Origin of the sequence: Actinoplanes sp. NPDC026670, assembly GCF_040638175.1 — a bacterium.
Taxonomy (GTDB): domain Bacteria; phylum Actinomycetota; class Actinomycetes; order Mycobacteriales; family Micromonosporaceae; genus Actinoplanes.
Genome location: NZ_JBEZXU010000088.1, coordinates 15,027 through 34,387 on the forward strand (window position 1 = coordinate 15,027; position 19,361 = coordinate 34,387).

The 19,361-nt window shown below is 69.1% G+C and carries 16 protein-coding genes; 6 read left to right on the forward strand and 10 right to left on the reverse strand.

Features of this window, described 5'->3' with window-relative positions:
• Window positions 1-12: 12 nt before the first annotated feature.
• From AB0E94_RS47060 to AB0E94_RS47070, 3 genes are all read left to right on the forward strand, one after another.
• On the forward strand, window positions 13-891 hold the full coding sequence (locus tag AB0E94_RS47060) for a universal stress protein (RefSeq protein ID WP_360341331.1): 879 nt from the start codon (window positions 13-15) through the stop codon (window positions 889-891).
• Between the two features lie 243 nt (window positions 892-1,134).
• On the forward strand, window positions 1,135-1,512 hold the full coding sequence (locus tag AB0E94_RS47065; protein ID WP_360341334.1) for a response regulator: 378 nt from the start codon (window positions 1,135-1,137) through the stop codon (window positions 1,510-1,512).
• 335 nt (window positions 1,513-1,847) lie between these two features.
• Complete coding sequence (locus AB0E94_RS47070; RefSeq protein ID WP_360341337.1) at window positions 1,848-3,002, forward strand: HAMP domain-containing sensor histidine kinase; 1,155 nt, start codon at window positions 1,848-1,850, stop codon at window positions 3,000-3,002.
• Between the two features lie 145 nt (window positions 3,003-3,147).
• Here AB0E94_RS47070 and AB0E94_RS47075 read toward each other — a convergent pair whose 3' ends face one another.
• Window positions 3,148-5,676, reverse strand: a complete 2,529-nt coding sequence (locus tag AB0E94_RS47075; RefSeq protein WP_360341340.1) for a cation-transporting P-type ATPase — start codon at window positions 5,674-5,676, stop codon at window positions 3,148-3,150.
• A 510-nt stretch (window positions 5,677-6,186) separates the two neighbouring features.
• Between AB0E94_RS47075 and AB0E94_RS47080 the strand changes: the two genes are divergently transcribed.
• Window positions 6,187-7,065: a universal stress protein gene (locus AB0E94_RS47080; RefSeq protein ID WP_360341343.1), complete on the forward strand. Its 879-nt coding sequence runs from the start codon at window positions 6,187-6,189 to the stop codon at window positions 7,063-7,065.
• Window positions 7,066-7,347: 282 nt separating this feature from the next.
• On the opposite strand, the gene AB0E94_RS47085 is transcribed toward AB0E94_RS47080, so the two are convergent.
• The 6 genes from AB0E94_RS47085 to AB0E94_RS47110 form a co-directional block, all read right to left on the reverse strand.
• On the reverse strand, window positions 7,348-7,893 hold the full coding sequence (locus AB0E94_RS47085) for an HAD domain-containing protein (protein WP_360341346.1): 546 nt from the start codon (window positions 7,891-7,893) through the stop codon (window positions 7,348-7,350).
• A gap of 22 nt (window positions 7,894-7,915) precedes the next feature.
• On the reverse strand, window positions 7,916-8,509 hold the full coding sequence (locus tag AB0E94_RS47090) for a class I SAM-dependent methyltransferase (protein WP_360341349.1): 594 nt from the start codon (window positions 8,507-8,509) through the stop codon (window positions 7,916-7,918).
• Window positions 8,510-8,580: 71 nt separating this feature from the next.
• A complete protein-coding gene (locus AB0E94_RS47095) occupies window positions 8,581-9,495 on the reverse strand; it encodes a hypothetical protein (RefSeq protein WP_360341352.1) in 915 nt (304 codons plus the stop codon).
• Window positions 9,496-9,590: 95 nt separating this feature from the next.
• Entirely contained in the window at window positions 9,591-10,340 is a 750-nt protein-coding gene (locus AB0E94_RS47100) for a hypothetical protein (protein WP_360341355.1), read from the reverse strand.
• A 173-nt stretch (window positions 10,341-10,513) separates the two neighbouring features.
• Window positions 10,514-11,143 carry an HAD-IA family hydrolase gene (locus tag AB0E94_RS47105; RefSeq protein ID WP_360341358.1) on the reverse strand — a complete coding sequence of 210 codons (630 nt, stop codon included), beginning with the start codon at window positions 11,141-11,143 and terminating at the stop codon, window positions 10,514-10,516.
• The gene (locus tag AB0E94_RS47110) at window positions 11,140-12,492 is read right to left on the reverse strand and encodes a helix-turn-helix transcriptional regulator (protein WP_360341361.1); all 1,353 of its coding nucleotides are present in this window, start codon (window positions 12,490-12,492) and stop codon (window positions 11,140-11,142) included. Before AB0E94_RS47110 ends, AB0E94_RS47105 begins: the two co-directional genes overlap by 4 nt.
• Window positions 12,493-12,680: 188 nt before the next feature.
• On the opposite strand from AB0E94_RS47110, the gene AB0E94_RS47115 reads away from it, so the two are divergent.
• Both AB0E94_RS47115 and adhE read left to right on the forward strand, forming a co-directional pair.
• Entirely contained in the window at window positions 12,681-12,965 is a 285-nt protein-coding gene (locus AB0E94_RS47115) for a hypothetical protein (RefSeq protein WP_360341364.1), read from the forward strand.
• Window positions 12,966-13,261: 296 nt separating this feature from the next.
• Window positions 13,262-15,892 (forward strand): bifunctional acetaldehyde-CoA/alcohol dehydrogenase, encoded by a 2,631-nt coding sequence (adhE, locus tag AB0E94_RS47120; RefSeq protein WP_360341367.1) that lies wholly within the window; start codon window positions 13,262-13,264, stop codon window positions 15,890-15,892.
• A gap of 97 nt (window positions 15,893-15,989) precedes the next feature.
• Here the strand turns inward: adhE and AB0E94_RS47125 are convergent, their stop codons facing one another.
• The 3 genes from AB0E94_RS47125 to AB0E94_RS47135 are packed head-to-tail and all read right to left on the reverse strand — an operon-like array spanning window position 15,990 to window position 19,284.
• Window positions 15,990-17,570 (reverse strand): hypothetical protein, encoded by a 1,581-nt coding sequence (locus tag AB0E94_RS47125; RefSeq protein ID WP_360341370.1) that lies wholly within the window; start codon window positions 17,568-17,570, stop codon window positions 15,990-15,992.
• Window positions 17,567-18,469 (reverse strand): ABC transporter ATP-binding protein, encoded by a 903-nt coding sequence (locus AB0E94_RS47130; protein ID WP_360341373.1) that lies wholly within the window; start codon window positions 18,467-18,469, stop codon window positions 17,567-17,569. Before AB0E94_RS47130 ends, AB0E94_RS47125 begins: the two co-directional genes overlap by 4 nt.
• On the reverse strand, window positions 18,466-19,284 hold the full coding sequence (locus AB0E94_RS47135) for a MerR family transcriptional regulator (RefSeq protein WP_360341376.1): 819 nt from the start codon (window positions 19,282-19,284) through the stop codon (window positions 18,466-18,468). The genes AB0E94_RS47130 and AB0E94_RS47135 overlap by 4 nt, the downstream gene beginning before the upstream one ends.
• Between the last annotated feature and the right edge of the window lie 77 nt (window positions 19,285-19,361).

Here is a 19,361-nt window from a genome sequence, read left to right on the forward strand (position 1 = left end):
AGGAGAAACACCATGGCCGAGACCACACGCGCCCATGTACTGCTGTGCTACGACGGCAGCGTCGCCGCAGGCGCAGCCATTGACGCGGCGGCCCGGCTCCTCCCGGGCGCCCGCGCCAGCGTCGCATACCTGTGGACTCCGCCGTTCGCCAGCGAAGGGCTGCGCCGGCGGCTTCGGCACCGCCACACCGGCCTGAACGAGTTCGTCGCCGCCATCGAACAGGAAGGCGAAGCCGAGGCCATCCGCCTCGCCGGCATGGGCGTCGCCCTCGCCCGTGAACACGGCTGGGACGCCGAACCGCTGGTACACCGCTCCTACGGAGCAGAAGGCCTGCATCTCGGCCAGATCGCCGAACAGGTCGCCGCCGACGTCATCGTCGTCGGCTCCCGCGGACTCGACGGAGCCCGAGCCGTTCTCGGCAGCGTCTCCGACGTCGTCGTCCACTACGCGCCACGACCCGTCCTGATCGTCCCGCACCTGCTGCTGGACACTGAATGGACCGCCCTCGACAAAGGCCCCGTGATGATCGGCTGGGACGCTTCCGAGGGCGCCCAAAAGGCCCGGCAGACGGCTGACCGGCTATTTCCCGACCACAAGATCCTGTCCGTGTACGTCAGCGACCACGACGAACCGAGCCCGAATCCCGTGCCAGGACTGGTCGAGATTCCACCAGCGCACGGATACCACGACCGGGAAGCCGCGGTCGTCGCGGCCTTGACCGGCCAAGCCCGAAACGACCAGGCCGCCCTGCTGGTCGTGGGCTCCCGCGGGCAGTCCTCGGTACGTGAAATCCTGCTCGGCAGCGTCGCCAAGGCCGTCCTGCATCAGGCACACCGGCCGGTCCTGGTCGTCCCGCACGACTTCGTCCCGCAGCCCGACCATCAGCTCTGACCCGGACGCCGAGGCTTTCTGCTATCCGGACATGCCGGCACCGGGCATGTCCGGGCTCCGGGCGCAGTCGTCTCGTCGGTGATCGCGTAGGTCGTGGCTACGACGGTGGGCAGTTTCGCCGCAAACCGCACCGTTCCGTCTTTAAGCTTCAAGTCTGCGGACCGTCGGCAGTAGGTGCTGACACCCGACCCTGTGACCGCGTGGGGGCCACTGATGTCGCAGCTAGCACCGAAGAGAAGGCCGATGGTCCTGGTGGTGGAAGACGACCAGGACAATCGGCAGATGGTGGTGCATATCCTTGAGCGGTACGGACTGGCAGCGATGTCCGCTCCCGAGCCTGCTGAGGCGTTGCTGGCGTGCGAGGCGTACTCGGAACCGATCGACCTGTTGCTCACCGACATTGCGCTTCCCGGTGTTTCCGGCGGAGCGCTGGCCCGGTCGGTGGCCGTACTGCGTCCTGATGTGCGTGTGCTCTACATGACCGCCATGCCCCGCGACATAGCCGTTCGCCGCGCCCAGCTGCGCCCGGACGCCAACATATTGACAAAGCCTTTCACCGCTGACCAGCTGACAACGATGATCAAGACTGTTCTCGCCGGCCCGGACAGCCCTCAGTCATGATCACCGCGCCGCCGCTCGGCTGATGCAGCGCGGACCAGGGTATCCCGCCGTCCGTCAGGGCGGCCGGGCTCGCTTGAGGGCCACCTCGGCCTTGCCTGTCACGCCGGGCCGAGGCGCAGGCCCGCGAAACTCTCACGTTCGCAACGGTCCGACCGATGTGATGCCGCAAGCAGCGTTCGCTCCCGGGCCGCAACTGGGGAGTCCGCCACTCGCGGCATGGCCAGCCGATCTTTGCGTCAGCAGGAGCCGCGCACAGGGCAGCTCCTCAAGCGGAGGGCGGGTGCACCGTGACAGCGGTCAGTCTTACGGGGGAGATCGAGTCCGTCGGACACTCGGTGAAGGACGCGGCACAGTACCGCCTGGCGCTGTCCGACACGACCGACCTGCTCGAGCTGGTCGCCGACGCCTGCCGGGTCCCGATGGCCGGCATCACCATCGCCGAAGGCGCATGGTCCCAGTTCACGGCCTTGCGGGGTCTGCCGGGCAATGTGACCGTCCCGGTCTCCAAGTCTCTGTACGGCATGGTCTCCGTCAACGACGATGCCGTGGTCGTCGGCGATGCGACGCGGGACCCGCGGGTCCGCGCGCACCCTCTGGTCGCCGGAGCCGCCCAGGTCCGGTTTCTCGCCGCCGCACCGCTGCACTACCGTCAGCGGATCGTCGGTGCCCTCTGCGTCTTCGACAGCATCCCCCGCACCGACGATCTCGCCGCCGTCAGGCAGGTGCTGGGCAGACTCGCGCGCCGCATCGATGTGGAGACCGGCCTGCGTGACCAGCTCACCCGCCAGCAGGCCATCGAGCACATGGTCGGGAGCGACGACGTGGTCGCGGCCATCTCCCACGAGATCCGTACACCGCTGCTGGCGATCCAGGGCAGCCTCGAACTGCTCACCGACACCCCCGGCGCGGTCGCCGCCGGATTCGAGCATCGCATTGACGTTATCAACCGCAACGCCGGGCGTCTGTGCCGCACCGTCGACAACCTGCTGCGCACCATGAACTACGGCCGCTACTCGCCGCAAGGCCAGCGCAGGCAGCTCGACGCCTCGGACTGCGTCCGCAACGTCGTGGCACGGCTGCACCCCACCGCGGCGGTCCGCCTGCACGTGCAGACCCCCGATCACCCGGTGTTGCTGACCGCCGATCGCATCCTCATGGAGATCGCCATCGAACAGTTGCTGAGCAACGCCCTCGGGTTCAGCCCTACCGAACAGCCGGTTAGCATCGTCGTCACTGACTCCCCGTATCCCTCGATCACCATCCGCGACCACGGTCCCGGACTCGACGACGGCGAGTTGGAACAGGTCGGCTCGCTGTTCTACCGCGGAACCCACGCCCGCAGCAACGAACTGCCCGGCCTCGGCCTCGGCCTCAACATCGCCCGCCGTATCACCGAGGCACACGGCGGGACAATGCGCATCCGTAGCGTGCCCGGACAGGGAACCGAAGCCGAGCTGGTCTTCCCCGACGATCGCGAACGGCAGCAGTAGCCCGCCAAGCGACATCACTGCGACGGTGCCGGTCCCGGCCTGCAAAGCGGCAGCCTGTCCAGGACGCCCGCCGGGCAACCCCGGTCCGGGTAGCGGCGGTAATGCCCTGCCGGTTATCTGGACCGTGGCCCGGCCGCTCCGGTAGTCACCGTCCGGCAGGATGCGCCCGCCGCCCGGCCCATAGCAGCAGGCCGGGCAGCGTAGCCGCGGCGAAGCAGGCCAGCAACGTGGTGGCTGACAACGAAGCAGTGCCGAGCAGGTGACGCAACGGCGCGACCAGAACCCCCGCGACCTGCAGGAAGGCGCACACCACCACTGCGACCGGCAACGACCAGTTCCGGGCAGCTGCGGGCTGGGCGGTGGCCCGCACCGCCAAGGCGACACCGAGCTGAGCAAGACCGAGCACCAGGAACATCACCGACTGCCATGGCAACCCGAGGCGACTCGCGGTCACACCGGCCGCGAGGGTCACCCCAGCGAGCAAACCCGCCCCGACCAGGACTGACCGCAGCAGGCCGGTGCCGAGCACGGACTCGTGCGGTGAGCGCGGCGGCCGCCGAAGGACGTCCGCCTCGGCCGGTTCGGCGCCCAGCGCCACACCAGGCACACCGTGGGTGAGCAGGTTGATCCACAACAGCTGTGCGGGCAGCAATGCCAGCGGCATGCCCAGCAGCGGACCGGCGAGCATCACGATCAGTTCAGCGGCGCCACCGGACAGGGCATAACGCAGGAACCGGCGAATGTTGTCGTAGATGCGGCGGCCCTCGCCGATGGCGGCAGTGACGGTAGCGAGGTTGTCGTCGACCAGGACCAGATCGGCGGCCTGCCGGGCGACCTCGGTGCCACTGCCGACGGCCACCCCGATGTCGGCGCGCCGCAGGGCGGGGGCGTCGTTGACACCGTCACCGGTCATCGCGACGACCTCACCGCGGTGCTGCAAGGCGGCGATGATGTCGAGCTTCTGTTCCGGCTGGGTGCGGGCGAACACCCGAACCTGCCCGATCTCCGCGCCGGTCAGCGGCCCCTGATCACCGCAGACGACCTGCTCGCCCGGGCCGAGCACGCCGAGCCGGCGGCCGATGGCGGCCGCGGTGCCGGGGTGATCCCCGGTGATCACCAGCAACCGGACCCCGGCCTGCTCGAACGCGGCCGCGGTGTCTCGGGCACTCGCCCGCAGCGGGTCACCGATCGCGACCAGCCCGGCCGGGCGCAGCGGTGGCACCGCATCCAGATCCAGGATGCCGGCGGTGACCGCGGTCGACACGGCCAGCACCCGCAGCCCTTCGGCAGCCAACTGCGCCGCCGTGGACAGCAGTCCGGCATCGGTGACCGGGTCGAGCACGCTCTCCGGAGCGCCCTTGCACACCAGCAGATGCCTGCCGTCCGGCAACCGATGCACGGTGGTCATCCGGCGACTGAACTGCTCGAACGGCTGCTCGGCCACGCGCGGTGCCGCCGTGCGTTCCGCGTCTATATCCAGGCCGCAGCGGGCGGCGAAGACGAGCAGGGCAGCCTCCATCGGATCCCCGGCCGCTGCCCACTGAGGCCGGTCGCCGTCCGGCGCGATCAAACCGGCGTCGTTGCAGAGCGATCCGGCGCGCGCCAATGCCAGCAGCCCGGCCGGCGGGGCGACGGGCTCTCCGTCGGCACCGGTAACGGTTCCCTCCGGCGCGTACCCACTGCCGCCGATCGAGTAGCGGGTGCCATCGGCGGTGACGGCCTGCTGCACCGACATACGGTTCTCGGTGAGCGTGCCGGTCTTGTCGGAGGCAATCACGGTGACCGAACCGAGGGTCTCCACGGCATGCAACCGACGGGGGATCGCCTTCGTACGGGCCATCCGGCGGGCGCCGAGGGCCAGAGCGAGGGTGACCACGGCGGGCAGGCTCTCCGGCACCGCGGCGACGACCAGGCTCACCGCGGTGATCGCCATCTGCATCACCGGCCGTCCGGCGAGCAACCCGAAACCGAACACCACCGCCGACACCCCCACGGCCGTCAGGCCCAGCATCCGGCCGAGCGCGGTCAGCCGCCGCTGCAACGGCGTCGGCCCCGGCCGGGTCCCCGCGACCAGGTCGGCGATACGCCCGAGAGCACTGTCCGCACCGGTCCGCACGACCGTGCCTGCGGCGCGGCCGCTGGTCAGCACGGTCCCACCACCCGCAGCGTCACCCACCGTCAACCGGACGGGTACGGACTCGCCGGTCAGCGAGGATTCGTCGAAAGCGGCCTGCTGCACGTCGGTGAGCTCCACGTCAGCGGGCACGATGTCGCCGGCCTCAAGGCGCACCAGATCACCAGGGACCAGACCGGCGGCGGGCACGATCTGATCGTTGCCGTCGCGCACGACCCGGGCGGCCGGGGCAGCGAGCTGGTCCAGGGCGGCGACCGCTGCGTCCGCACGGACCTCCTGTACCACGCCGATCACCGTGTTCACGACGACGACCAGCACGATGATCAGCGTGTCCGGCAGGTCACCAAGGATCGCGGTCACCAGCCCGGCGGCCAGCAGCAGAGCGACCAGCGGGTCGGCCAGTTGCCGACCGACGCGGCGCAGGACACTGCGCGGTGGGGGAGCGGCCACCGTGTTGGGGCCGTGGACGGCCAGCCGTGCGGCCGCCTCCACGCTGGACAAACCGTTGGTCGTGGATTCGGCCGTCTCGACGTGGGTCATCGTCGTCACCGCTGCCTTCCGGTCGGGTGCCGTCTGACTCCAGCGTGGCGTCGGCCGGTCCCGGCCAGACAGGGTCGATAGTCACGGAGGTCAGGGCCCGCCGGCCTACCGGAAACGATCACCAGCCCTCCGCCTGCCCGCAAGACTTCCCGGGAACGCCCGGGCCGGTCGGCGGGCGACAGCGCGAGGAGCTGCTCAGCAGGGCAGGTGCGGTGAGAAGGCACCCGCCTGTCCGGGATCGATGCCCAGCGTCAACCGGTTCCCGTCTTGACGACGGTGGGTCTGGTGGCGCGGCGGCCACAGGTCGCATTGTCCGGCTGTCGCGGGGCTTGCGGATTCTCGGCCGGGCGGGTGCCCTGCCTTCAGGGTGGTGTGTTCGGGCCGGGCCCGATAGGGCCGCACGGCCTCGATCCCGGGAGCGGCCTGGAATGGCTGCCGGGGTCTTTGGGACTGTGTCCGGGTGCCCACCGGCCGTGCCGGCACGATAACGCCGCCGACTACCGTGCGAATATGCGGAATGTCGTGTCGGTTACGGAAAGGCTGCCGGTCGTGGTCGGCGTGAACGACCTGCCGACCGCCGTGCACAGTGTGGACCTCGCCGCCGCCGAGGCGGCCTACCGCGCAGTCCCCCTGATCCTGGTACATGCCTGGTCAGGATGGGCGCGGGGAACCCGCTACCGGGTAGCGGTCCCGGACCGGGAACACGGACGCCACCTGCTCGAACTCGCTGTCACGCGAGCCCGGCACGCGTTTCCCGGAATCCGGGTTTGTGGCGAACTGACCGACGACAGCGCCGCGACGGCACTGCTCGCCCGGTCGGCTGACGCGTCGCTGCTGGTCCTGGGCCATCAGGACACCGGCGGTCACCGGTTCGGGTGGGGCTCGACGGCCGCCTACCTGGCACGCCACAGCAGCTGCCCGGTCCTCGTCCACCAGGGCCAGTTCCGCGCCCAGGGGCCGGTGACGCTCGCGGCATCCGGCCGGATGACCGCGACACTGCATCTCGCGTTCGACCATGCCGCCCGTGCCCAGTGCCCGTTGACGGTCGTGCACGTGTCGCCACCGGCCCGGCCCGCAACGAGCGACCCCCGGACCGCCGCCGAGACCCTGCTGGCCGAGACCGTTGTCCAGGCACAGCACCGGTGGCCGCACGTCACGGTCCAGCAGGTCCTGATCCCCGACACCGACATCGGGTACACCGTGCAGCGAGCCTGCCGACGCAGCCGCCTGCTGGTGGCCGGGACCGGCCGCAAAGGCTGGACCGTCGAGGCGTTCTGCTCCGCCTACGCCGACCCGGGCCCGCAGAACCGTTGCCCGGTACTGCTCGTCCCGCCGAGCTGGCCCAGCCCCGCCCCGCCGGTGACGGCGGTCAGCACCGCCCGGTGCTGACCACAGCACGGATCAGCGCCGGTATTCACGCCGTGCGGCGCGGTGGGCGCGGTCATCGATGACAGCGCAGCCCTGAAGGCGAGCCCAGTGACGTGCCGGTAGGCAACGGGCACGCTCAAACCGGCGGCCACATCCACCCGCCGACCGTATTCAGGGCCGACGTGCCGTGCCCCTTCGACATACACAAGCTACCGCCCAGGCGCACGGGCGGAATGCCGCCCGGTTCACCGGATGTGGGTACCACTTCGGGAGCCGTCGCGACCTACTGCGGCGCCTGCCTCATCAGGCTGCTTGCCGGCTGCTGGCGAGATCCGTGGCCCATGCCAGGGCAGCCTGGATGTGCTCGGGTTGCAGACCCGCGTGTGGATCGGGTTCTACCAGCAGGGTCGCTGCTCGGCGAGCGGTACGGTCGGCGGCCCATCGGTGGTCGAGCTCGGTGAAGTCGTCGTCGATCCACACAGCGGGGGCGTCGGCGAGCCACCATTCGACGTGGTCGCGTTTCCACAGGTAACCGTCGGGGTGGCTGGTGGTGATCGGCAGGCGGGGCAGCTCGATGTGCTCGAAGTGGGGCAGGCCGAGCAGCGGACCGATCTGGCGCGTGGCGTCGATGCGCCAGCTGGTGCACCACACCGGCCGGACGAGCCCGGTGCTGATGGCGTCGGCGATCAGTGGGCCGTGGTCGTGGTTGAGCCAGACCCAGATCGGGTTGGGGAAACCGGTCAGACTGACCTGATGGCGGGTGTGCGTGTTGGGGGTGGACTTGTCCTCTGCCGGGAACGGGATCAGTACGCCGTCGATGTCCAGCAGCAGGTAGGGGATCTGGTGCATCGGTCTTCTCCCTGGTCGACGGTCAGGGTTTGCGTGCGGTGATCAGCAGTGTGGTGGGCCATCGGGTGCCGGCCGGCGCGTGGAGGTGGTGGACGGCGGTAGCCGTCAGCCCGGCCCGGTTCAGGGCGAGGATCCACGCGGCGGGTTCGGCGTCCCAGCGCTCAACGGTGTGGCTGGTGCCGTCGGGCAGGGTCACGGGGACGAGGTTGTATGTGTGGTGCGGGACGGTGCCAGTGCGCTGGGGATGTGGCACACAGAAGGCGAGGACGCCCCGGCGGGCAAGGTTGCGGGAGCACGCGGCAAGGAGCTGGGATGGCTCGGTGGTACCGATCGCGCCGAAGACGGAGACAATCGCGTCCAGGGCTTCCGTAGCGTGGTCAAGGTGGTGGCCGGCGCTGGAATGCAGGAACCGGGCTCCGGTGTGTCCGTAGTGGGCGACAGCGCGGCGGATCTGCCCGGCCGAGCTGTCGAGGCCGACGATGGTCGCGCCGGCGGCGGCGAGGTGGGCGGTGTTGTGGCCGGCGCCGCAACCGAGTTCGACCATCCGGCGGCCGGTGAGGGTTGTGCCGAGGATCTCGGCTCCGGGACCGACGCCGGGCCGCTGGGTCCACTCCATTCGTCGGGGCGGCTCTCTCCTGCCGGCTGGTGCTCGAGCGAGTTGGAGGGCCGCGTGCGCGTCCCAGAAGGTCACGGTTGCAGCATCTGGACTGCCGTCTTCAGGTGACGGCGCACGACATCGATGTATGCCTCGTCCTGCGATGGGTCGTTGATCCAGCGCACCGCTTGTTCCATGAACCACTCGATCGCCCACGCCCGGTGCCAGCCCAGCGCCCAGGCTTGCGGGGTGAGCCCGCCGCGGTCGGCCAGGGCGTCCGGGTGGCCGCCGGCAGCCACGTACGCCTCGATGAAGCTGCGCAGGCGGACGGGGTCGGCGTCGTCGATGGTGCCGTGCCAGGAGGCGAGGTCGAGCAGGCCGGGCCCGGTGAACGCGCGGGCGAAGTCGAGGAGCCGCCAGCCCTCGCGGGTGATGTGCAGGCTGGTGGGGTGGAACTCGGAGTGCACCCATCCCCACGGGGCGATAGTGGTGCCCTCGGCGCGCTTGCCGGCGGCTTCGGTGAGGGCGTCCAGCATGTCGGCGATGTCGTCGGTGCCTGCGGCCCAGCGGCCTTGGTCTCGCAGCCGCAGAAGGTGGCCGCGGGCCAGCTCGGGAAGTACGGCGAGGGCATCCTCGTCGAGAACGGGCAGCGTGGTGGCGGATGGGCCGGCGTGCAGGTTGACGGCGGCCAGGATGCCGTCAGCGTCCACCGCGTCTCGCACGGGCTCGCCGAGATCTTCGATGACCATGCCCAGCACGTCGTCACGCAGCAGTGAGCCGACAACTGCGGGCGCCGGGATGCCGGCGCTGCCGGCCGCGTGCAGGACCCGGTCTTCGCTGGTGAACGGCTCGGTCGCGTACTTGTAGATCGCGGTGGTGCCGTCGGGGAAGCTGAGCCGTTCCACGCCCGACAGCGACCACACCCGTACCGGGTCGCGATCCGGCTGGGGCAGGCCGGCGGTGGCACAGATGTCGGACAGGATCGCGGTGATGAGGTGGTTGTCCACGGGCGGGCTCCGTACGACGTGAGGACTGGTAGCGGGCGGGGGCGGTCCGGGACAGCAGTTGGCCGCTGTCCCGGACCGGTGATCAACGTGAGGGATCAAGCGGCGGTCACGCGGTGCGACTCGACCCGCTGGATCCACTCGTCCTTCATCCCGGCGAGTTCCACGGCGAAGTTCGCCATCGACGTGCCGTAGGCGGCGACGACACCGCCGGACTGGTTGGGCGCCGACTGGCAGCCGTGCACGAGGCGTCCGCCGAGCGCCGTGTGGGCCTTGATGGCCTCGATACGGCGGTACTCGTTGAACCAGCCGCCGTGGTAGACCTCGTCGAGCATCTGGCCTTCGGTCTCAGAGAGGTCGAACACGACGCCGGTGGCCGACGGGAAGAACCAGCACGGGCCGACGTTGGAGATGTGCCCGTCCAGCTCGACCTTGTTGAGAGCCATGAAGGTCGCGGCCTCGCGCAGCATCCGCAGGTGCTCGGCGGTGACCTCGGGCAGGCCCAGGGTGGACAGGTGCTCCTCGCGGAACAGGTAGGAGTACACCTGGTAGGCGATGGCCAGGACCTCGCCGGCGTCGCCGGTGGGACGGCCGTGGGCCTTCACGAAGTCCAGCGCGATCTGCTCGACCGCAGCGGTCTCGGTCTCGTCGACGTGCAGCAGTCCGGCGGTGACGGTCTCCCAGTCGATGACGAGCCAGGAGCTGTTCTCGAACCGGAAGAAGTAGTCCTTCGGGTCGATGGTGATGCGCTTGCCGTCCACGGTGATGCCGGGCAGGCGGTTCCAGCGCGGGTCGAACGCCTCGGGCAGTTCGACCGTGATCGTCTCGAGTGCGACAGTGGTGGTCACCTGGTTCTCCGTTCCGGGAAGGGCACCCTCGCGGGGTGCCGTGCGGCTGACCGGCCGCCCCGGACCGGGGGCTCCTTGTCACATCCGGGGCGGCCTTGCCCACCACAGTGCCGCCCGGCCCGCGCTTGCATCCGCAGTGGGGTTGCGGGCCCGCAACCCCACTGCGGGTCGGTTCAGACCTGAGGGCGCAGCGGGATGCCGAGCAGGGCTTCCATCTGCGCAATCGTGTCCGCGGGTTCCTTCGCCAAGATCGTGGCGATGCCCAGATTCTCGGCAGGTGCGAGGTTGCGGGCGGTGTCGTCGACGAACACGCACGCCTCACCGGGCAACTCCATGAGGTCCAGCATGATCGAGTAGATCTCCGGGTCGGGTTTGCGCATCTTGTAGTGCTCGGAGATCAGCACCGTGTCGTAGAGCCGGTCGAAGTCGTAGCCGGCGTAAACGTCGTACGGCTCGGTGCCGAGGCTGTTGGAGAAGATGCCCACCCTGATCCCGGCGGCACTGGCGGCTTGGGCTGCGGCGATGACCGACGGCTCCGGGTGCAGGTCCTGAAGGACCCGGCCCAGAAGGTTGGAGCCGTCGATACCGAGCAGGGCGCCGGTCCGTTGGTTCCATTCGGTCTGGCTGATCGCCCCGCGCTCCAGATCTGCGTAGATGGCGGTGCCTTCAGGGTGCCTGGCGATGATGGACAGGAACGTTCCCTCGGGCAGGCCGGCCCGCCGGTCGAAGTCGACCGCGCAGGCGGCCACGCTCGTGGTCAGGACCCCGCCGAAGTCGAGGATCAGCCCGGTACGACGGCTCACACAGTGCTCCCGGAGGTCTTGAGCAGGGTTCGGGTGTCGATCAAATGCTCACCCAGGCTCCGCGTTCCCACAGTCTTGTGGGCTCGCAGGCTGCGGTGCAATGCGGCGACGCGGCGCAGAGTCTCGCGGTGCTGAACCTGGGCAACCAGGGTAAGAGCGGCATGGCCGTCGTCGCAGGCTGCCTCGATGTTTTGTGCCCCGGCATGCGCCTCAGCCCGGGAGATGTACGCGGTACACCGGTGCCGCAACATCTCAGGTGACAGCTGCCCGAGCGCCTTGTCCAGCGACCGTAGGGCCTCCGCATGCCGACCGAGCCGGACCAGGTTGCTGCCCTCGTACGCATCAGCCTTGGAAAGATCGAAGTCGCCGATCCCGCCCCACCGATCGTCGTCCATCTCACCGGAGAGCAGGACGCGAGCTTGCTCCAGGCAGGTGCGGAAGCCGTGGTGCTCGCCGGTGCAGGCGTGCATCTCGGAGGCGACCGCGTTCGTCCATGCACGCATCCGCACGGAGGCCCCACGCTCGGCGGTGTCCACGGCCGCGAGCGCGTAGTCCAGGCCGCCGACGGGGTCGCCGCTGTAGGTCGTGCGGAAGGCACGCCCGGCCAGGATCAGTGCGGCCAGTTCCTGACTGTCGATCTCCTTCGCGATCTGGTAACCGAGATCCATATAGGCGTCGGCCTGTCCCGGGTCGCCGAGGTCGAGCGACAGTAGGGCGCTGGCGAGCGCGGCCATCTCCGCCATGTGCGCGAGCAGCGAGTTCCGCAGATGAGCCGACTGGTCTTTCGGCCGCAGCGAGATGACCAGCTGGACCTGGCCGTGGGCCACGGGGGCAAGGCTGGAAGCTGGAAACGACTTGTAGGAACGGCGGTAGCTGGCGCCGATCGACCGCAGCTCCCGCACCGTGGCACGGTCCACGATGCCGCCGGACGGCCGGCTGACCTGAGCCCGAGCATCAGGCGACAGACCGGCGATGGCGGCGGTCAGGCCGGCCAGCGAGCCGAGGGTGAAGGAGCGTCGCAGCATAGTCCCGGAGTCTTCCGCATCGGAGGACTGCTTGGAGGACAGCGGGTGTGTCGTACGAGGCCCCGGCACGGATGGGCGGGCGGGTGCCGTCGCCGGCGTCGTCTGGTATCGCACATCGAACGCCAAGACGTGATGGACAGGTAGTCCCAGCGTCCCGGCGATCCGCTCCGCCATCGACAGGCTGTCCAGTGCGGTGACGCCGCGTTCCACCTGGCTGACCCAGGACTCGGAGCGTCCCACGGCGGCGCCGAGCTCGTGCTGGAGAAGCCCTTTGCGTCTTCTGCCTTTCTCGATGCGCCTGCCAATGATCTTTTCAATCTCCATCACCGGACACCCCGAAGGCCTTGACCGCACCAATATGGATGCACATCACTACAGGCCGCTACCGTAACCGCCGATGCTGCCGGGATGACAGAGCGAACCGACAGATGCCCGGCGGCGGCCGGTTTCGGGACTTTAGTCCCTGCCGTCCGGGCTGCTGCGTGACCGACCATGGCAAAGAGGTGATATCGATGCTGTTCGTGATCGTCATGGTGGTGACACTGCTCGTCGCGATCGTGTTCACGGTATGGCCGACTCCGGCGAAACCCGGCACGAGCATCGCCTCTGCTGCCGGCCCGGTAGAGCCCGCAAGCACGGAGCCGACGACGTTGGAAGGCACGCTGGCGACGCAGGTGATCCATGGCGAGATCAGCTCACGTCAGTACGTACACGCACTGGAAGGCTTGGCGTCACGGGAGAACGAACGCGACCCGTTGTCGGTGCCGCAATGCGGCGGCCCTGACGAATGCGGATGAAAGCCGATACCGCCGCCAGACAGGGGAGGTCACGGGTTGCCGCCAGGCCACGGCAGCGACCCATGACCTTCCCTGCCGGCACCGCCACCCGCAGCGTCCTGGCCATCCGCAACCATACCTGTCCGTAGCGGGACGAACAAGGCGGAAACCGGATATTCACCGAATCGGCGGGACGTGCCGACGCCCGCAGGTACATCCTCAAGCAGGGAGTCGGCCCTGGCCGTGTCAGCCCTGCACCCGGCCGAACGGGCACGTCAGCCCGAGCCCTCGTCACCGCGACCGTTGGAGTGACTACCGTGACCGCAGAACAACAGAGCCGCACCTCCGATGTTTCGATCATGGTGGACGCGTTGGTGACCGCCGGCCTGAAGGCTCTGCTCGACTACGACGCCTTCGATCAGGAGAAGATCGACTTCATCGTCAAGAAGGCGTCGGTGGCAGCCCTGGACCAACACGCCGCACTGGCCCGCCTCGCGGTGGAGGAGACCCGGCGTGGCGTCTTCGAGGACAAAGCCGTCAAGAACATTTTCGCGTGTGAGCACGTCACCCACAGCATGGCGAAGCTGCGGACGGTCGGGGTGATCAGCGAGGACGACATCAGCGGCATCACCGAGATCGCCGATCCGGTCGGGGTCATCGCCGGGATCACCCCGGTCACCAACCCCACCTCCACGGCGATCTTCAAAGCGCTGCTGGCGCTCAAGACCCGTAACCCGATCGTGTTCGCGTTCCACCCGGCCGCCCAGCGGTGCAGCGTCGAAGCGGTCCGCATCGTGCGCGACACGGCGGTCGCGGCCGGGGCGCCGGAGAACTGCATCCAGTGGATCGACCGGCCGTCGGTCGAGGCGACCACCGCGCTGATGCACCACCCGGGGATCGCCACCATCCTGGCCACCGGCGGCAATAACATGGTCCGGGCCGCGTACTCCACCGGCAAGCCCGCCCTCGGCGTCGGGGCCGGGAACGTTCCGGCCTGGATCGAGAAGTCGGCGAAGTTGAAGCGTGCGGTCAACGACATCGTGTTGTCGAAGTCGTTCGACAACGGCATGATCTGCGCCTCGGAACAGGCCGCCATCATCGACGACGAGATCTACGACGCCGCCCTGGACGAGTTCCGCGGGCTGCACGCCTACCTCGCCTCGCCGGACGAGAAACGGATGCTCGAGGAGTTCATCTTCGGCACCACCGCCTACGGCACCGCGTGTTCCGGTGCGAAACTCAACCCCGACGTGGTCGGCCAGTCCCCGGCCTGGATCGCCGAGCACGCCGGCTTCACCGTCCCGCCGAAGACGTCGATCATCCTCACCGAAGTGGGTGAGGTCGGCCCGAACGAGCCGCTGACCCGCGAGAAACTCTGCCCCGTCCTGGCCGTCCTGCGGGTGCGGTCTCGTGAGGAGGGGCTGCTGGCGTCGACGCAGATGGTGGAGTTCCACGGGCTCGGGCACAGCGCCGCCATCCACACCGAAGACCGGGGCCTGGCTGTCGAGTTCGGTAAACGGGTCAAAGCGGTCCGGGTGATCTGGAACTCGCCGGCCTCCCAGGGCGGCATCGGTGACATGTACAACGCGTTCCTGCCGTCACTGACGCTCGGCTGCGGCAGCTACGGGCACAACTCGGTGTCCAACAACGTGTCGGCGGTCAACCTGATCAACATCAAACGGATCGGACGGCGCACCAACAACATGCAATGGTTCAAGGTCCCGTCGAAGATCTACTTCGAGCCGTACGCCATCCGCTACCTGGCAGACATGCCCGACCTGCACCGCGTCACGATCGTCACTGACGCCACCATGACCCGGCTCGGGTTCGTCGACCGGATCAACCGGGTCCTGCAACGGCGTGCCGACAAGGTCGCCTTGCAGATCATCGACGACGTGGAACCCGAACCGCGCATGACCACCGTCGACCGGGGCGCGCAGCTGATGCGCTCGTTCCGCCCGGACACGATCATCGCGCTCGGCGGCGGGTCGGCGATGGACGCGGCGAAGGTGATGTGGCTCAAGTACGAGCACCCGGAGATCGACTTCGACGACATGCGCGAGAAGTTCTTCGACATCCGCAAACGCGCGTTCGCGTTCCCCACCCTGGGCGAGAAGGCCCGCCTGGTCTGCGTGCCGACCACATCCGGGACCGGCGCCGAAGTCACCCCGTTCGCGGTGATCACCGACCACCGCACCGGCAAGAAGTACCCCCTGGCCGACTACGCGCTCACCCCGACGGTCGCGATCGTCGACCCGGCACTGACCGCGAGCATGCCCCGGGCGATCGCCGCCGACAGCGGTTTCGACGCGCTCACCCATGCGATCGAAGCCTATGTGTCGGTGTACGCCAACGACTTCACCGACGGTCTCGCCTTGCACGCCATCCGGCTGATCTTCGCCAACCTGGAAGCGTCGGTGGTCGACGGTGACACCGATGCCCGGGAGCGGATGCACAACGCCGGCACCATTGCCGGGATGGCGTTCGGCAGCGCCTTCCTCGGCATCGTGCACGCCATGTCCCACACCCTCGGCGCCACCTTCCACATCGCGCACGGCCGCACGAACGCGGTGCTGCTGCCGCACGTGATCCGCTACAACGGCACAGCGCCGACGAAACTGTCCGGCTGGCCGAAGTACGAGAACTACCGTGCCCCGCAACGGTTCACCGATATCGCCGACATGCTCGGTCTGCCGGCTGCGGACCCTGCCGAAGCGGTCGAGGCGTTGGCCGCCGCGGTCGAACGGCTGCGGACCGCGGTCGGGATCGAGCCGTCGTTCGCCAGTCTCGGCGTCGACGAGCAGAAGTTCCTCGCCGCCTTGCCGCAGCAGGCCCTCAACGCCTACGAAGACCAGTGCGCCCCGGCGAACCCGCGGATGCCGATGCTCGACGACATGCAGGACCTCATGCGTGCCGCCTACTACGGCACCGGCGGCGACCAGGCCTGACCCGAAACAGCTCACGGCTGTTGTTCGCCGGCGGCAGCCCTGAGCGGGTGAAGTGGTCCCGAGCCCCCACGGGGGCACCCGACCGTTGGGGTCGCTGTCATCCGGCCCGCAGATCACGTCGGGTGACAGCGGCACCGCCGGACAGCGCCAGCACCAGGCCTGCACCGACGAGTAGCAGCAGAGAGCCGAGGTCCGGATTCGGTGTGGTGACATCGGGAACATGCTGGAAGAAGCCCAGATCCTGGATACGGTCCGGGACACCGAGCAGGTCACCGAGCATGGCCAGGCCGGTGCTGGCGATCAGCGGCAGCCACGCCAGCCCGGACAGCCGCGGCGCCAGCCCGGCCAGCAGAGCGGCTAACCCGGCCATCGCCGCCGCGGCAGGCCACTGCCCGATGGTGTAGACGAAACCCCGCATGCCGATGTCGTCGCCGGCGATGAACACCGGCCCCACCACGGCTACCACAGCCCCTGACACGGTGAGGATGACCGCGCATCCGGCGGCGGCGACCGCGGCCTGCGCGGCCAACGGCACCCACCGGCGGATCCCGGTGGCCAGCATCAGAGCGGTCAGCCCCGTGTCCTCGGCCTGCCGGGCGGACAGCACCTGCAGGATCGCGTACACCGACACGATGATGCCGACCACCGTGCCGCAATAGGCGAGGAATCCGGTAGCGGGATCACCGGGTCCGAGCTGGGAGCCGAGAAACCCGCCGACCTCACCGTCACGCTGCTGCCGCACTGCACCGGAACCCATGGCTGCGAACAGGTTTACGACCGCCGTGACCGCCACCGTCCAGGCCAGTAACGATGACCGGTTCAGCCGTGCCGCCAACCCGACGCTCGTGCGTACCCGTAGCCGCGAGCCGCGGCGACCGGCTGATGGCAGCAGACCGGTCCCGAACTCCCGCCGTCGTGCCCACCACACCGCGACCCCGGCCAGCACCACGACCGCCACCAGCCCCGGCAGCAGGGCGGACCACCGGTCGGCGGTGAACGGCCGCGTCACGGCCCGTAACCCGAGCGGGCTCACCCAGTTGAGTGCGGGCAGGTCCTGGGTATCGGCGACCGCCCGCAGCACGAATCCGGCACCCAGCACGACGAAACCCAGCAGCCGGGCCCGCCCGGCGGACCCGGCGATCTGCGCCGCCACCACCACCGTCGCGGCCATCACCGCGAACGTCAGCGCGGCAACGGTGCCGAACAGCGCTGCCCCGGAGACGGTTACACCGCCGGCCCTGCCGGCGGTGGCCAGGATCGCCAGCATGCAGCCGACCGCCACCAGCACTGCTGCCGCCCCCAGTGCGGTCAGGGCACTGAGCAACGGCCGGACCGGGCGCATCCCGCAGCCGCGTAACAGTTCGAGGGTGCCGTCGTCCTCGACCGTCCGGGTCAGCGCCACCGCCAGGACCACCGCCATCACGGCGGCCAGGATGGTGACGAACGCGCCGGTCTCCCACGCGAACATCTGCGCCGCGGTCCCCGGATCGGCGAGCCGGCCGTACACCAGCGTCGTCGCCGCGTTGTCCTGTGCCAGCAGGACAGCCGCCCGCCGGGCCTCACTGGTGCGATAGGTGTCCTCATACATGCTCGCCATACCGGACAGTGCGATCAGCAGCACCGGCCAGCAGCCGAGCAGCCACCGGTACCGGCGTACCAGCAGAACGGTGAAGGTCATCGCGCGGCCACCTGGTAGTGACGCAGAAACAGGTCCTCCAGCTTCGCCGGAGTGCAGGTGATGTCGCCGGCATCCGCGTCGGCCAGCACCCCCAGCACGGCAGGCACCCGGTCACGCGGCACCGACAGGCGTACCACTCCGGCGTCGGTGCTGACGGTCAGACCGGCCTGCTCGAGCCGGGCCACGACGCTCGCATGCCGGTCGCCGGTGAGCCGGGCGGTGACGGTCGACGCGGCGAGATGCCGCATGTCGGACAGCCGCCCGGACTCGACGAGGCGTCCGTCCTTGATGATGGTCACCGTATCGCAGACGTCCTCGACCTCGGCCAAAATGTGGCTGGACAGCAGGACCGTACGGCCGTCGGCGGCGGCGTCGCGGACGCACTGCTGGAACACCTCCTCCATCAGCGGGTCGAGCCCGGAAGTTGGTTCGTCGAGGACCAGCAGGTCGGTGCGTGCGGCGAACGCCGCCACCAGCGCGACCTTTTGCCGGTTGCCTTTCGAATACGTATGCACCAGCCGGCGCCGGTCGAGCGCGAATGCCTCGGCGAGTCGCTGTTCGGCTACCTCGTCGCGGTGGCCGCGGAGCCCTGCTACCGCATCGAGGACCTCCTGGCCGGTCAGGTGCGGCCACAGGACGACCTCGCCCGGCACGTAGGAGATCCGCACCGTCACTGCGGCTGCTTGCCGGCCCGGATCGAGGCCGAGGACCCGGACCCGCCCGGCGGTGGCACGATAGAAGCCGAGCAGCACCCGGATCGTAGTGGACTTCCCAGCCCCGTTCGGGCCGAGGAAACCATGCACCTCACCCGCCGCGACCCGCAGATCAAGGCCGTCGACGGCGGTGAACCCGCCGAACCTTTTCACCAGCGCGGTGACATCGATGACCGGATCCGTCATATCGCCTGCTCCTTCTCGATCATGGACAGGATCGCGGCGCCGATCACCCGGGCAACCGGCTGCTGCGCCGGTTCGGCCAGTCGCACATACAGGTCCACCGCCCGCCGGGCCACGATCAGGTCGATGGAGCGCAGCATCCGTGGCAGATCCGCGCCGACGTGCCGTGAGACCCGGCCGACGACCTGACCGGCGATCTCGTCCATCTCCTGCTCGGAGAGCCGGTCACCACGCTGGACCCGGTCCGCGATCCGGTCGAACAGTGTCGAGCTCTCCGCCAGCCCGGCGGCGGTCAAACCCTCGTAGACCACCGCCGACTCCGGGGGCATGTCGCCGCGGTAGAACGCGAGCTCCATGAAGTCACGTTCCCGGGCGATCACCCGCCGGGTCATGGAATCGGCAGCCTGCTCGTGCATGTGCTCGTAGAAGCGCACCACCGGCGCCGGCATCGGTGACAGGTTGCCGTCACGTTCGACACTGCTGATCAACGCGGTGAGCCGATCCCGCTGACTCTGCAACAGGCGTATCTGTTCGTCGACGGCGGTGACGGCGGCTCGTAAGTCGATCAGCGCCGTTGACGACACCGGCTCCCGCACGGCGCCGGACTCGGCTGGCGGGCTGAACAGCGTGGCGATCCCGTCGAGGGGAATCCCTGCCCGAGCCAGCCAGCGGATCCGGACCAGGCGCGCCAGGTGCGACAGGTCGTAGTCACGGTGTCCATCACGGGAGCCGGGCACTGCCAGCAGCCCGATCTGGTGGTAGTAGCGGATCGTCCGGACAGTCGTCTCGGTCAGGTCCGCCAACTCGGCGATGCGCACCAATCCAGTGTCGACTGTGACGTAACGTCACAGGCAACACCGTTTCAGGTACGAACAGCCAACGGCGCGAGAACGCT

Bases quoted from the DNA above. Each gene is read 5' to 3' on its own strand.
- AB0E94_RS47060 (WP_360341331.1), top strand. From the start codon at position 13: ATGGCCGAGACCACACGCGCCCATGTACTGCTGTGCTACGACGGCAGC.
- AB0E94_RS47065 (WP_360341334.1), top strand. From the start codon at position 1,135: ATGGTCCTGGTGGTGGAAGACGACCAGGACAATCGGCAGATGGTGGTG.
- AB0E94_RS47075 (WP_360341340.1), bottom strand. From the start codon at position 5,676: ATGACCCACGTCGAGACGGCCGAATCCACGACCAACGGTTTGTCCAGC.
- AB0E94_RS47080 (WP_360341343.1), top strand. From the start codon at position 6,187: ATGCGGAATGTCGTGTCGGTTACGGAAAGGCTGCCGGTCGTGGTCGGC.
- AB0E94_RS47085 (WP_360341346.1), bottom strand. From the start codon at position 7,893: ATGCACCAGATCCCCTACCTGCTGCTGGACATCGACGGCGTACTGATC.
- AB0E94_RS47090 (WP_360341349.1), bottom strand. From the start codon at position 8,509: ATGGAGTGGACCCAGCGGCCCGGCGTCGGTCCCGGAGCCGAGATCCTC.
- AB0E94_RS47110 (WP_360341361.1), bottom strand. From the start codon at position 12,492: ATGGAGATTGAAAAGATCATTGGCAGGCGCATCGAGAAAGGCAGAAGA.
- AB0E94_RS47115 (WP_360341364.1), top strand. From the start codon at position 12,681: ATGCTGTTCGTGATCGTCATGGTGGTGACACTGCTCGTCGCGATCGTG.
- AB0E94_RS47125 (WP_360341370.1), bottom strand. From the start codon at position 17,570: ATGACCTTCACCGTTCTGCTGGTACGCCGGTACCGGTGGCTGCTCGGC.
- AB0E94_RS47130 (WP_360341373.1), bottom strand. From the start codon at position 18,469: ATGACGGATCCGGTCATCGATGTCACCGCGCTGGTGAAAAGGTTCGGC.